The following is a 13437-nucleotide window of genomic DNA, read 5'->3' as shown; positions in this document are numbered from 1 at the left end:
ACTCCAAAGACGTTCATCGCGTCTGGAGTCTTTTTTATTGCACTTAATCGGGATTCTTCCCGCTACAGTTACTTATGACTTTAGTAAAAACTTAATAACTCGGCTACTGGCTTTTTCTGCTGATTCTATATTATATTTAGGAGAAAACGGGTCACTAAAACCGTGAAAACCATTAAATGTATGTATCTCGATATTCTCTTTATCTAGATGTAAAACTAACTCGTCTACATCAACCGATCGTTCTTCTTGAGGAAAGATCAGCAATGTAGGGCATTTTGGTACTTTTTCTAAATAATCCCTTATGCGAGAGCCATAATATCCTACTATTCCATCAACAAATATCTCCTCACTACATAACCAAGCAATTGTCGCCCCTATACTAAATCCAATGATGAATATTTTTGAGTATTCCTCATTAGCTTTCAATATTATCTTTTTTATTTTGTTCGATGCCTTAGTAAAACCTACATTATCCATAAAATTAAGATATGCTTCTTTTTCTTGCACATAAGCAAATGGTTCTTCCCGTTGCAAAAAGTTTGGACAAATGACATCAAAGTTCTGTTCTGATAATAACTCACAAAAATCCTTCATATGTTGATTAACCCCGTAAATTTCATGCAGTACAATGATTACTTTATTAGTATTTTTTGTTTGTATCTTGAACATCTTGTACCCCTGTTAAGATTTTTCTCTTCATCATACAGTTCCCCTGTCCCTTTTGTCGTTTCAGAAAGAGGGTGCCTAAAGCACCCTCTTTCATGTTTCATCTATCAATCTACAAAAATCTTCCCTGGATTCATTATTCCATTCGGGTCCAAGGCCTGCTTGATCGTTTTCATCACCTCATATGCCGCTCCATGCTCTCTCCGCTGATATTTGGATTTTCCAAGCCCAACCCCATGTTCACCCGTACATGTACCGCCTTTCGCTAAGGCATATTCGACTATTTCTTCATTTAACCGCTTCGCTTCTTTCACTTCCTCTGGATTACTTAGATCAATCATGAATAACACATGATAATTTCCATCACCCACATGGCCCACAATCGCTCCTTCTACTTTGGATTGTTCGACTTTTTTCCTAGTTTCTAATATGGCATTCGACAATTCATGGAGGGGCACACTTACGTCCGTGACCATCAGCTTCTTACCCGGAGCACTGTGAATAAAAGCATATGCAAGATTATGGCGAGCTTCCCATAATGCATTTCGCGCTTTTGAATCCGTTTCAAACTGGATATCCTCACAGCCAAAATCATTTACGATTTCCTTAGCAAAATTGACATCCTGTTCTAGTCCGGCAAAATTCCCGTGAAACTCCAAGAATAATGTTGGTTTAACTTCATAAAATTTGTCCATAAATTGATTTACTTTTTTAATAGACTCGGCATCGACCAATTCAATACGCGCAATTGGAATCCCAGCAAGCATGATTCCATTGACGGCAGATACTGCCTGTTCAACGGTTGGAAATGAAGCTCTCCCTGCCATTGTTACTTCAGGAATACCGTACACCTTTAGGGTCAGTTCAGTAAATACACCTAGCGTGCCTTCCGAACCGACAAATAAGCCATTTAAATGTATCCCAGATGATGATTTTGTAGCTAAGCTTCCGGTATGGATAATTTCACCGTTTGCTAGAACCACTTCCAAATCCCGAACCTGATCGCGCATTATTCCATATTTGACCGAAGTTGTGCCACTTGCATTCGTAGCTGCCATCCCTCCCAATGTCGCATCGGCTCCGGGGTCAACAGAAAAGAACAATCCGTATTTTTTCAATTCTTTATTCAACTGCGTCCGTGTCACACCTGGTTGGACCTTCACCAAAAAATCACTTTCCCTGATTTCCAACACCTGATTCATCAAGGATAAATCGAGCGAAATTCCCCCTTTAATTGGAACCACATGTCCTTCTAAACTCGAACCTAGACCAAAAGGAATGACTGGTATTTCATGTTCATTCGCATAACGCATGACTGCGCTCACTTCTACAGCACTTCTTGGATAAACGACCATATCCGGTAAGTGCGGAGTATGATACGATTCATCATGACTGTGCTGCTCTAATATAGTTTCATTCACCGTGACTTGTTCTTCCGTTAGTATCTTTCTTAAATCCTCTATATATATATTCATTCTGCTTCCCCCTCTTTTTTAACTAAACATTCTGATAATATTATGTAAAAAAGTAGATTGCCTGAGAATAGGCAATCTATAATTCTTACTGTCCGAGCCCCTTCGTTCTATCTGTGCAGGCTTTCATCGCTTGTAAAATACTAGCTCTGAACTGATTCTCCTCTAAAGAAGCAACCGCAGATATTGTTGCCCCCCCCGGAGTGCATACATCGTCCTTTAAAGCGCCAGGATGCTTTTCTGTTTCAAGCACCATTTTAGCAGCACCCATTACAGATTGTGCGGCCATTCGATATGCTTGTTTTCGTGGAATACCGTCACGAACCGCTCCATCCGCAAGCGCCTCGATAAACATGTATACATAAGCCGGTGAGGATCCACTGATTGCTGGCACTGCGTCCATCAAATCTTCATGTATAAGCTCTGTTTTTCCAAAAGAATTCAACAGTGTAGTAACATTAGTAATATCAGCTGCTGTGATTTCATGATTAATGCTGATTGCCGTCATGCCTTCACCGACAAGGGAAGGAGTGTTTGGCATCGTTCGGACAACCTTCACTGGTTTTCCCAAACCTTCCTCAATTTGTGATGTAGTTATTCCAGCTGCCATTGTAATGATCACAGCTCCTTCTTTCACATGAATCTTAACTTCGTCGAGCACTTGCTTATGCATGGCGGGCTGAATCCCTAAAAAGAGCAAATCGGCAAAACCAGCTACCTCTTTATTATCTAAACAGCCTTCAATCTTATATTTCGAGGTGATCTTCGTCAAAGTCTCAACACTTGCTGTGCTGACCATTATATTTTCAGGTGAGATGACTTCCGAGCGCAACATGCCTTCAAGCATTGCCGCTCCCATTTTACCGCATCCAATAAACCCGATTTTTTTATTCATATCTTACACTTCCAATCATAAGTTCATCTATACTCTTTCTTATTATATCGGATATGGCAAATGGAAACACGTCGCAGATATTTAGATTAGGAAGGAATTGCATATTTCAAGTCGAATTACTAAGATGAAATAGACGAATAAACGACTTATGCAACTGATTTTTTTAGCGAAAAAAAAGGATTGACTTATAAGTCATTTTCACTATATAATTTTGACCTATTAGTCATTAGTTGAAAAAAGGAATACAGTTTAAGGAAATGGAGAAATGAAATGCAAATCGAGAAAAGAGCAGTCAATACCAAGCTTGTCTTAACAGGATTGATCATTGGAATGTTTTTCAGTTCATTGGAACAGACAATCGTCGGGACAGCAATGCCAACGATTATTGGGGAATTGAATGGTTTCACTATCTTTGCATGGGTGACGACTGCCTATTTAATTGCCTCTACGACCGTTGTACCGATTGTTGGGAAGCTTTCAGATTTATATGGCAGACGTTCCCTTTATTTGATTGGTACAGTTATTTTTACGATTGGCTCTTTTTTATGCGCCACTGCCACTTCGATGGAGCAGCTGATTATCTATCGGGGGCTGCAAGGAATCGGGGGCGGGATGATCATGCCCTTATCCCAAACGATTATCGGCGATATTTTCACCGCTGAACAAAGAGCCAAATGGCAGGGTGTATTCGGAGCCCTTTTTGGCTTAAGTTCTGTAATTGGTCCTTTTCTGGGTGGACTGATTGTCGACCATATCAGCTGGCATTGGATATTCCTCATTAATGTACCGACGGGATTATTATCAGCGATTTTGATTTATGTCGGGTTGAAGAACGAAGCGATTCAAAAAACAGAGAAAGTGAATATCGATTTCCTTGGTATTTTCACCTTAATTCCAGGTATTGTCCTGCTTTTATTGGGCTTAACATTCGGGGGTGATAAATTCGAATGGATATCACTTGAATCTCTCTTGATTTTCGGCAGCACCCTTGTCTTTATTGTCCTATTTATCATTTTTGAAAGAAAAGCAGTTGAACCAATTCTTGATTTATCTCTCTTTAAAAATAGAGTTTTTGCCACCACGAATATCTTAGGATTTTTGCTAGGTCTGGGTATGTTCGGGGCTATCATGTTTGTCCCACTGTTCATGCAAGGAGTTTTAGGAGTGTCACCAACAAAAGCCGGATCGACCATGACTCCGATGATGATCGGGTTGATTCTTTCTAGTGTCGTTGGCGGGCGGCTGTTGTTAAAATTTCGTTTTCGTACCGTGCTTACCTTTGGAATGGCCATTGCGACTCTCGGCTTTTTCCTAATGAGTACGATGGATGGTGAAACTACAATACTAACCGCTTATTCCTTCATGGCTGTCTTAGGTGTGGGAATGGGTCTTGTTATGCCGACCCTGATGATTGCCGTTCAAAATGAATTTCCAAAATCACAGTTAGGATCGGTCACTGCAGCCTCGACCTTCTTTCGATCAATAGGCGGAACGATGGGTATTACAATTTTGAATGCAGTCATGAATCACAATCTACAGCAAAATATGGATGACGCGGTTGTTAGTGAAAAAAATACCCTAATACAAGAAGCATTGAAGGCACTTGCCGATAAAACAGATAATTTGTTCAATATCATGCTCTATCCTGAGAATCTGAAGATGCCGGCTGAAGTCAGCAATATCATTATAAAAACCATTGAAAATGCCTGGATTGATGCATTTTCAAGTGTATTTGTCACTGGTATCTTTTTTGTCTCTGTAGGAATATTAGTTGCTCTTTCAGTTGGTTCTGGAAAAATCAAAAGAGATCAAGAAACGGAAAAAGATTTAGGTTAATAATGATTAACATGGAGACCGGCGCCTTTCCAGCCGGTCTTTTTACTTTCCTTCATCCCTAGGTTTCTTTTTCTGCAATAAGGGAATTTTATCTATAAGAGACTATATGGAGTGATACTATGCTAAAGGATACAAATTTCCATTCAATTTTACCACCGGAGTTTTATCAGCAGCCAACGCTCGTGCTGGCAAAATCCCTTCTCGGCTGCCTTCTAGTAAAAGAAACATCAGAAGGAATCGCTTCTGGATTTATTGTTGAAACCGAAGCCTATATGGGACCGGAAGATAGGGCTGCACATAGTTTTGGAAATAGAAGGACGAAGCGGACTGAAGTGATGTTCGGAAAGTCCGGAATGATCTATACATACGTCATGCACACCCATACGCTTGTCAATGTCGTGAGCGGTGATCTAGATAAACCGGAAGCCATCTTAATCCGGGCTGTGGAACCCTATTCAGGGCTTGAGTTAATGCATGAAAGACGTGGACTTGCTGATTTTCGAAAGTTGACGAACGGACCTGGAAAGTTATCCAAAGCACTAGGCATTACTATGGCCGATTATGGTCAACCTTTCACAAAACCGCCGCTTTATCTTGCTTCTGGAAAAAAGCCTGAGCACATATCCAGCGGACCCCGCATCGGCATTGGCAACTCCGGAGAAGCGAAGGACTATCCATGGCGTTTTTGGGTAACTGACAATCCTTTTATATCTCGCTAATAATTTATTATTTTCCTATGCTTAAAAGGAGTGACCGCAAAACACGGTCACTCTTTTCTTTTGGGTTTCAGAACAAAAGTTAGAATGGGCAACCGAAAAATTACAAAAAGCACTGCTCAACCACGATTATATAGCAGCGACTCGTGCAGTAGTCCCTTTCTAGCCAAGGCTTTTCTAAGTGTAGAGTTCTAAATCAAAATATTTTTTCATTTTTAAGTAATCTTCAGGTGTATCAACATCCATTCCCCACATCTGGTTATCAAAGGAAATGATCTTTGTTAATTGTGTATATTTTTTTATAATTTCTTTGCCTCCTTGATCTCCATCTATTGAATCGAATTCATTAAATAATTCAGCATCAAACAGAATTGGATGACCTAAATCTTCTTTATATTTTGACCGGACAATACGAATCCCTTCATGCTTATGAGCTTTATAGTGGTCAATTAGTAATTGTACAATTGATTTGGAAACTAAGGGCTGATCCGCTAAGAAAACCATGACAGCATCCACATCTTTTTTTACCGCCTGAATACCGAGTTTCAGAGAAGAAGCCATACCATTTGCATAATTTTGATTATAAATAATTTCTATATCTTCTAAATCATGAGTATAATGTCGAATTTCTTCTATATAATGACCTGCGATTAAAACGATTGGCTGTAATGAAACATCAACCGTTGCTTTAAGAGCATATTTAAAAAGAGGTTGACCATTTAAAGGTAATAATAGTTTAGGTTTTCCCATACGTGTTGACATTCCAGCTGCAAGAATTACAGCTCCTACTTTAAGCATGGATTTTCGTCTTTCCATGGAGTGGAACCGGAGTTCTACCATTTTTGACTGTCATTAGTTCAGCAACAATACTTATGGCTACTTCCTCCATCGTTTCAGCTCCTAGATCCAAACCAATTGGTGAATGTATCGGCCCATCGGAAAAAGTTTGTCCAATATTTATAAGCATTTCTTTTGTTCTAGCCATAGGACCAAGAACACCGATGTACCGTGGATTACTTTTCAAAGCAAGTTGTAATGCCTTTTCATCAATCTCTTGGTAATGATTCATGATGATCCACCATGAATCCGTGACATTATTTGAATTAATCTCTTCAGGATTTTCGATTAAATGTATAACAGAGGGGAAAAGTCGAGGGTTGTTAAATTCCACACGTGAATCTAATACAGTAACTGAAAAACCAGCTTTAGCAGCCAAATCAGCCACAGGTACTGCATCCCTTCCGGCTCCCGCAACAATTAATTTTTCCCCAGGTTTAACTGCATCAATTAGAAATCTGCTTCCCTCACAGCTCATTATTTCTGCACGAGTTTGCGTGTCCATACTATTTCTTGCTTTTTCAACAACTTCGCAGGGGAGATTATCCAAATCCCCAATCATATTACCTTCTTTTTCAATCAATAACCTCCTCCCAGTAGGTATTTCCAGTACACAAGAGAAAGCTTGACCCTTCTGGATAATTTCTTCTGTTTTTTTCCAAAATACATCATTTTGATCTATAGGTAGAATGAGCATTTCAAGAATCCCTTTGCATCCTATTCCTAAACCCCAAACTTCATTTTCACTTAAATCGTATTTATGTGTTAAAGGCGTTTTCATTTCCATTGCCTTTTCTGCCCACTCAAAAAGATCGCTTTCCAAACATCCTCCGCTTATCGTACCGAACATTTGCCCATCAGCAGCCATCATCATTTTGGTACCTGGCAGTCTGTAGGCAGAACCTTTCACACTAATTTGCATGGCAATCGCCGCTTGTTCGTTACGTTCCCATGCTAATTTAATATTTTTAAATACATCTTTAAACTCTTGTAACCGTGACATATCCGTTTCTCCTCCTGCCTGCTAAGAGTTAATTATTGACCTTTATGAAGAAAGTGAAAGATAAAAAGGGAAAATCCCTTTTCTTATCCATTTTTTCACAAAAAAATTTCACTCTATACTATCTATTTAGTATTCTTTCTTACTAAAACTATGCTAAGAAACAGTGAAAGAGCAACAAAACATAAAATAGCGATAAACCGCCTTTATATGAACCGCTCACCTAGATTAAAATGCCAAAAGAATCAGTCCTAATGCTGTGATTAGATACGAAACACAGCCTAATATTCCTTACTGTACAACTCGTTGTGAAAAGAGTTAAAAGCATAAATTAAATTATCGTCGCACCAGCTCCACCAACAAAAACTGCACGCTTTATAAATTTATTAGAATAAAAGCCCACCACCATTTGAACAAAGGCTGCTAAAGCAAAGCTGACCAAAAAGATCCTGGTCACAAATGATTCACTTTCAAATCAAAATATCTGAAAATTCTTGATTTTACCCTTGTTTTTGATTTATATTTGAATCACTAGAACAATAGATAAGGAGAAAATAATGAGTGATAACAATGTGAAAAGAGTATTGGACACCATCATCAGCACATCCAATAACAATATTACCGTGACCGATGAAAAGGGTTTTATTTTATTTACGAATCCTAACCACTGGTGGATTTATGGAATTGAGCCCGACCATTATCTTGGAAAATCGGTTTACCAGCTGGAAACTGAAGGAATACTTTCTCCATCGATCACCGCTATGGTTTTGAAAGAACGAACACCTATTCAAATCATGCAACATACGAAGACGGGAAAAATCGTCATGTCGACTGCATATCCCATCTTTAATGATGATGGTGAATTGGTTCGCGTCGTTAGTTATGCTCAGGACCAAACAGAAATCAGAAACCTACAGGATCAATACGGACAATTGAAGAAAAAGGTTCAAGACTACCAAACAGAGGTCGAGGAACTTCGGGAACAGGAAGAACTTATCTATCGAAGCAAGGAAATGCGGCAAATCGCCAAAACGATACTCCGTGTTTCAAAAACGGATGCTACTGTCATGCTTCTCGGGGAATCCGGGGTTGGAAAGAGCGTCTTTGCCCGAAGGCTCCATAATCAGAGCTATCGCAGTAAAGAACCATTCATCGAAGTCAACTGCAGTACCATTCCAGAAAGTCTTTTTGAATCCGAAATGTTTGGATACGAAGCAGGATCCTTCACAGGGGCGCAAAAGCATGGGAAACAAGGATTGATTGAACTGGCACATAACGGAACCTTATTTCTAGATGAAATCGGAGAACTTCCTCTGGATATGCAGGTGAAATTATTAAATGTTCTGCAGGAGAAAAACTTTAAAAGAGTAGGTGGAAAAAAAGAGCATAAGATAGACTTTCGGCTCGTAACAGCAACAAATCAAAACCTCGAAGAAATGGTAGAAAAAGGCTCATTTAGGCTCGATTTGTATTACCGCTTAAACGTGATTCCTGTCCATATCCCACCTTTACGAGAAAGAAAAGAGGATATTGCCATCTTAATCAATCATAATCTCGAGATCATTAACAAGAAATACAAGACCGACAAAAAATTGCACCCCTCCACATACGAAATCCTCATCCAGCATAAATGGTCCGGGAACGTACGTGAATTAGAAAACTTAATTGAACGGCTCATTTTGACTTCCGAAGACTCCATTATTTACCCAGGCTTCCTCCCCTCCTATTTTCATAGTCAAGAATCTTTGGAGAAAAAGGATGATACCCTAATGATCGATCAAATGATGGTTGAGGACAGCGATCTCAAGACAGCTCTTGAACAAGTGGAAAAATGGATGATGATGAAAGCACATAAACAATGTAAATCCACATATGAAATGGCTAAATTTTTAGGCATTAGCCAGCCTTCTGTCGTTCGAAAAATGAAGAAATATCAAAGTCAACTCTCTCCTGAGTAATGTAGCTTTAAATAAAATTTAATCAAATTAATGCTATTGAGATTTGTGCATTTTAAATCTAATTATGAAATCTTCTTACAACAGCAAGCAGACGCTTAAGCAACCAATGATATCATTGCCGGTAAGGAAGAATTAACTTAATTAGCTAACTTCAAATTACAAATGCACAAGCAGCCTTTGATGTGTAATATCGGGAAGTGTTACCAACTTAAACAACTCCATAATACCTTTACAACCTCTCCTATTTGGAGGGGTTTTATTATGAAATCAACTTGTACACTTTTCCTAATCCCTTTTTTTCTTTTTATGTTTTATCTTTTAGTTTTTGGAGACCTTAAAAATAACCACAATTAGGAGGGGTAAAGTGAAAACAGAAGATGAAAAAACCTCAGATGGCTTAAATGAGATCTTTGAAATTATTAATGCTAAAGGTGACATAGAAGAATTAAAAGAAATCGTCCAAAAATCTGATGAACAATTAGATAAAGACAAATAAACTGAGAGGATTTATTATCCTCTTTTTTAACTGTTTTACATTCTTCTTAATGAATAGTTTGAGTCAATTACGACACCAAAGATCAACTATCCTGCCCCTTTATCTGCATAAGGAAAGGCGATCCTTCTTAATGAAGAATCGCACCTATTAGTGGAGCAAGGATAGTAAACTTTTGTCTATCAAAAAACTCTCTTTTCTAAACTTTAAATACTGAATATCGGTATCCATATTCTTGAAAATTCTAACAGAGATATTACGTTTCAGTAAATAACTCTCCTTTGTTCTCGTTATTCTATCTTGCAGCTGTCGCTGGGCTGCCACAGTTTGTTCAAATGCTTTGGATTATTGAGGCGGGAAAGATAAAATCTGTCATAGATAGGCACTATCCGTTGGAACAAATTGCCGAGGCCCATACCTATGTAGAAAAAGGACACAAAAAGGGTAATGTAGTAATAACTTTGGAACATAATAACAAAACCTAATAAAACGGATGCACCGGACCGCTCATGGTAAAAAAACAAGAAATCACGGTAGATGCATGATGGTTTTTTCTTAGCAGTTCTACATAAAAATAAGAGGCCTTCATATAGAAAGCCCCCTTCTTATTATAATTATTATTTGTTTGACACACCTGCCGACTCAAATGTTGCCATTTCCTTTATGACCAATGTCGCCGACTTAAGAATAGGAAAAGCAACTGCGGCTCCTGTTCCTTCTCCTATTCTCATTCCCAGTTGAAGAATTGGCTCTTTACCAAGCAATTCAATGGCCGTTCTATGTCCCGGCTCTGCGGATTGATGTCCGACAAACATATAATCAGATGCACGACCCGAAATCAGGTTTGCAATTACAGCAGCCGTCGTTGTAATAAAACCATCAACAAGAATGGGAATTCGGTTATTGGCTGCTGCAAGCATGGCTCCTGCCATCCCGGCAATTTCGAATCCGCCAATTTTCATCAGAATATCGATTGGATCATCAGGAATAGGTTTTCTTAATAAGATTGCTTCTTCAATAATTCTTTGTTTATGTAAAATACCTTCACTTTTTAGTCCTGTTCCCTGGCCTACAAGCGATTCTACGCTCTTCCCGCTAATAACGGAGATGATTGCAGAACTAGCTGTCGTATTTCCGATTCCCATTTCACCGAGGATTAGACATTTCGCTCCCTGTTCAATCATTTTCTGCGCGCGCTCATACCCGATTTCAAGCGCTTGGTTTACTTCTTCCCGTGTCATCGCATCTTCTTTATAGAAGTTTCTTGTTCCACGGCGGACTTTCCTTGAAGTTAATTCCGGTGCTTCAAAATCAGCGTCAATCCCGATATCAACTATGTCAAAAAAAGCATGAATCGCACGGCTGAATACATTGATGGCGGCTCCGTTATTCAGGAAATTGAGAGCCATTTGTTCTGTCACTTCTTTTGGATAAGCGGAAACCCCCTCATCCGTAATCCCATGATCGGCTGCAAACACAATCACGCCCGGTCTCGATACTTCAGGAAAGGCTTCACCTGTCATCTTTGCTAATTCAATTATCAATTCTTCCAGCCGTCCCAAACTTCCCTGCGGAACTGTCAGAGAATCCACATACCTTTTTACCTGCTGTCCCATTTCTTCATCCAGCATTGGGATGGAGAGAGTGGCTAATCCATTCTTCATTATGAAAAAACCTCCAAAAATCAAAATAAAAAACCTTAACCATTGGAAAAGGTTCTTAATCTATCATCTGCTATAAATACAACTTAGTCCATATTATTACGCTATAAAATTTCTCTTCAAGTAATATGGATAATTAACAAACGCGTATTCCAAGTTTATAATTTTTACTGTGGCATCCCTAGTTCATTTAATGGATAGATACGAAATTCCACTTTACCCACAAGTGATTCCTCGGATATAAAACCAAATCTTCTGCCATCCCAGCTATCCCTACGATTATCTCCCATGACAAATAAATAATCATTGGGTACTTTGGATTTCCCTAATAGATTTTGCAGGGTAAAATTCTCCGTCAGATTTTCTTCAGGTGGAATTTTCTCTTTTTTTGTTTTCAAATATGGTTCTGTATACTTTTTCCCATTGATATATAGTACGTCTTTTTTCATTTCCACACTGTCACCTGGAAGGCCGATCACCCTTTTGATATACTTCTTATCTGCATCAGGAGCATGAAATACGACCATATCGAAATGTTCGATCTTACCGATTTTTGTAACTACAATCCTGTCATTGTTTTCATAAGTTGGCTCCATTGATTTACCTTTAACAATCACTGGGGTGAATAAAAACTGGTTGCAAATAAACACGATTATTAAAGCAAATAGGATAGATTTCACCCATGAAAATACTTCACTTTTTATATCTTTCTGCATAGATACTCCCCTCTCCTCTATTTTGAACGGCTAACATTTTTAAAATAAAAATCTCTTTATATTAATATTTTACTTAAATGGATTTATTATGTATATAGTAGAAGTCGTTAAGTCAAAAGTTCATTCTTTTAAAATACGTATTTTTGAATATGATAAACTTACTTATGAAGAATTTCACGTAGGAAATGGATGGATGAATGATGCTGAAGACAATTAATAAACAAATGGATAAAGCTATGCCGCTTATTACACCAATAAGCGTTGTTATTGGCGTCTTATTAGCCGAACATTTAACTGACTACACATTTCTAGTTCCATGGATATTTGCTTTCATCACATTTGCAGGAAGTTTAGGCTCAAACTTTAAATCACTGCAACGGGTAGTCACACACCCTTTACCTGTTTTCATCGTTTTGATCATCCTGCACGTACTTATGCCAATATGGGCCTGGGCCCTTGGCCATTTAGTTTTTCGTGGGGATGCCTTCACGATTACGGGTTTAGTCTTATCAGTTATCATTCCAACAGGTATCACCAGTATGATTTGGGTATCCATTTATAAAGGAAATGCCGTACTTGCTCTAACCATTATCCTAATCGACACCCTGCTCTCTCCTTTCATCGTTCCTTATAGTGTTACCCTTTTCGGAGGCGGCTCAATCGAAATGGATATGTGGTCAATGGTGAAAGGGTTAATCGGAATGGTCGTTCTTCCGTCCATGCTGGCAATGTTCTTGAATCAGACTACGAAAGGCAAGGTAAAAACAAGTCTATCCCCCCGCTTAGCTCCTTTTTCCAAACTAAGCGTAGGAATTGTCGTAATATTGAACAGTTCAAAAATTGCACCCTATTTAACTCATTTCGACAAAAAATTAATAATCATGACCTTCTTGGTATTGTTTATAGCCGCTTCAGGCTATGCTCTTTCTTGGATAATTGGTAAATTATTAAAATGGGAAAAGGAAGACGTCATTACCTTAACTTTTACCGGCGGGATGCGGAACATCAGTGCTGGAGCTGTTCTTGCGACCACCTATTTCCCGGCTGCCGTTGCGGTTCCTGTAGTACTTGGAATGCTGTTTCAACAGATGCTCGCTTCCTTTTTCGGATATTCATTAGATAAGTATTACCATCGACGTTTTTCAAAGATTAAATCGGATGGTTTTTTTAAAACTTGAGATAATTCA

The 13437-nt window shown here is 38.7% G+C and carries 13 protein-coding genes and 1 pseudogene; 6 read left to right on the top strand and 8 right to left on the bottom strand.

Translation table 11 applies throughout. The annotated features are described in order from the left end of the window. Positions 1 to 72: 72 nt before the first annotated feature. The 3 genes from NST21_RS05095 to proC form a co-directional block, all read right to left on the bottom strand. Positions 73 to 669: a dienelactone hydrolase family protein gene (locus NST21_RS05095; protein ID WP_340888076.1), complete on the bottom strand. Its 597-nt coding sequence runs from the start codon at positions 667 to 669 to the stop codon at positions 73 to 75. A 104-nt stretch (positions 670 to 773) separates the two neighbouring features. Further along, positions 774 to 2141, bottom strand: a complete 1368-nt coding sequence (locus NST21_RS05090; protein WP_340888075.1) for an FAD-binding oxidoreductase — start codon at positions 2139 to 2141, stop codon at positions 774 to 776. A gap of 85 nt (positions 2142 to 2226) precedes the next feature. Next, positions 2227 to 3033, bottom strand: coding sequence for a pyrroline-5-carboxylate reductase (gene proC, locus NST21_RS05085; RefSeq protein WP_340888073.1), 807 nt, complete (start codon positions 3031 to 3033; stop codon positions 2227 to 2229). Between the two features lie 270 nt (positions 3034 to 3303). Here proC and NST21_RS05080 point away from each other — a divergent pair, with 270 nt between their 5' ends. Both NST21_RS05080 and NST21_RS05075 read left to right on the top strand, forming a co-directional pair. Next, entirely contained in the window at positions 3304 to 4869 is a 1566-nt protein-coding gene (locus tag NST21_RS05080; RefSeq protein WP_053344708.1) for an MDR family MFS transporter, read from the top strand. A gap of 119 nt (positions 4870 to 4988) precedes the next feature. Beyond that, the gene (locus NST21_RS05075; protein ID WP_340888071.1) at positions 4989 to 5588 is read left to right on the top strand and encodes a DNA-3-methyladenine glycosylase; all 600 of its coding nucleotides are present in this window, start codon (positions 4989 to 4991) and stop codon (positions 5586 to 5588) included. 174 nt (positions 5589 to 5762) lie between these two features. On the opposite strand, the gene NST21_RS05070 is transcribed toward NST21_RS05075, so the two are convergent. From NST21_RS05070 to NST21_RS05060, 3 genes are all read right to left on the bottom strand, one after another. Then, complete coding sequence (locus NST21_RS05070; protein ID WP_340888068.1) at positions 5763 to 6383, bottom strand: nucleotidyltransferase family protein; 621 nt, start codon at positions 6381 to 6383, stop codon at positions 5763 to 5765. Beyond that, positions 6376 to 7425, bottom strand: a complete 1050-nt coding sequence (locus tag NST21_RS05065; protein WP_340888066.1) for an XdhC family protein — start codon at positions 7423 to 7425, stop codon at positions 6376 to 6378. The genes NST21_RS05070 and NST21_RS05065 overlap by 8 nt, the downstream gene beginning before the upstream one ends. A gap of 328 nt (positions 7426 to 7753) precedes the next feature. Then, positions 7754 to 7879 carry a hypothetical protein gene (locus NST21_RS05060; protein ID WP_340888064.1) on the bottom strand — a complete coding sequence of 42 codons (126 nt, stop codon included), beginning with the start codon at positions 7877 to 7879 and terminating at the stop codon, positions 7754 to 7756. A 100-nt stretch (positions 7880 to 7979) separates the two neighbouring features. Here NST21_RS05060 and NST21_RS05055 point away from each other — a divergent pair, with 100 nt between their 5' ends. The 3 genes and pseudogenes from NST21_RS05055 to NST21_RS05045 form a co-directional block, all read left to right on the top strand. Further along, positions 7980 to 9380: a sigma-54 interaction domain-containing protein gene (locus tag NST21_RS05055; RefSeq protein ID WP_340888062.1), complete on the top strand. Its 1401-nt coding sequence runs from the start codon at positions 7980 to 7982 to the stop codon at positions 9378 to 9380. Positions 9381 to 9744: 364 nt separating this feature from the next. Further along, positions 9745 to 9876, top strand: coding sequence for a hypothetical protein (locus NST21_RS05050; RefSeq protein WP_321175451.1), 132 nt, complete (start codon positions 9745 to 9747; stop codon positions 9874 to 9876). 245 nt (positions 9877 to 10121) lie between these two features. Next, positions 10122 to 10358: pseudogene (locus NST21_RS05045) on the top strand (zinc-binding dehydrogenase); the annotation flags it as partial. A 132-nt stretch (positions 10359 to 10490) separates the two neighbouring features. Here the strand turns inward: NST21_RS05045 and cobT are convergent. Further along, on the bottom strand, positions 10491 to 11537 hold the full coding sequence (gene cobT / locus NST21_RS05040; RefSeq protein ID WP_340888058.1) for a nicotinate-nucleotide--dimethylbenzimidazole phosphoribosyltransferase: 1047 nt from the start codon (positions 11535 to 11537) through the stop codon (positions 10491 to 10493). Between the two features lie 164 nt (positions 11538 to 11701). Next, the gene (gene lepB, locus NST21_RS05035) at positions 11702 to 12250 is read right to left on the bottom strand and encodes a signal peptidase I (RefSeq protein ID WP_340888057.1); all 549 of its coding nucleotides are present in this window, start codon (positions 12248 to 12250) and stop codon (positions 11702 to 11704) included. 197 nt (positions 12251 to 12447) lie between these two features. Between lepB and NST21_RS05030 the strand changes: the two genes are divergently transcribed. Further along, positions 12448 to 13428, top strand: coding sequence for a bile acid:sodium symporter family protein (locus NST21_RS05030; protein WP_340888055.1), 981 nt, complete (start codon positions 12448 to 12450; stop codon positions 13426 to 13428). Positions 13429 to 13437 lie beyond the last annotated feature (9 nt).

The sequence above is a fragment of the Peribacillus sp. FSL K6-1552 genome, assembly GCF_038005205.1.
GTDB lineage: Bacteria > Bacillota > Bacilli > Bacillales > DSM-1321 > Peribacillus > Peribacillus butanolivorans.
Note: the sequence above shows the minus strand (reverse complement) of the source record. Positions and strands in the feature narration are given on the sequence as shown.

Coding starts and splice junctions, on each gene's coding strand:
- NST21_RS05030 (WP_340888055.1), top strand. CDS start 12,448: ATGATGCTGAAGACAATTAATAAACAAATGGATAAAGCTATGCCGCTT.
- lepB (WP_340888057.1), bottom strand. CDS start 12,250: ATGCAGAAAGATATAAAAAGTGAAGTATTTTCATGGGTGAAATCTATC.
- NST21_RS05055 (WP_340888062.1), top strand. CDS start 7,980: ATGAGTGATAACAATGTGAAAAGAGTATTGGACACCATCATCAGCACA.
- NST21_RS05095 (WP_340888076.1), bottom strand. CDS start 669: ATGTTCAAGATACAAACAAAAAATACTAATAAAGTAATCATTGTACTG.
- NST21_RS05070 (WP_340888068.1), bottom strand. CDS start 6,383: ATGCTTAAAGTAGGAGCTGTAATTCTTGCAGCTGGAATGTCAACACGT.
- NST21_RS05075 (WP_340888071.1), top strand. CDS start 4,989: ATGCTAAAGGATACAAATTTCCATTCAATTTTACCACCGGAGTTTTAT.
- NST21_RS05080 (WP_053344708.1), top strand. CDS start 3,304: ATGCAAATCGAGAAAAGAGCAGTCAATACCAAGCTTGTCTTAACAGGA.
- cobT (WP_340888058.1), bottom strand. CDS start 11,537: ATGAAGAATGGATTAGCCACTCTCTCCATCCCAATGCTGGATGAAGAA.
- NST21_RS05090 (WP_340888075.1), bottom strand. CDS start 2,141: ATGAATATATATATAGAGGATTTAAGAAAGATACTAACGGAAGAACAA.
- NST21_RS05065 (WP_340888066.1), bottom strand. CDS start 7,425: ATGTCACGGTTACAAGAGTTTAAAGATGTATTTAAAAATATTAAATTA.
- proC (WP_340888073.1), bottom strand. CDS start 3,033: ATGAATAAAAAAATCGGGTTTATTGGATGCGGTAAAATGGGAGCGGCA.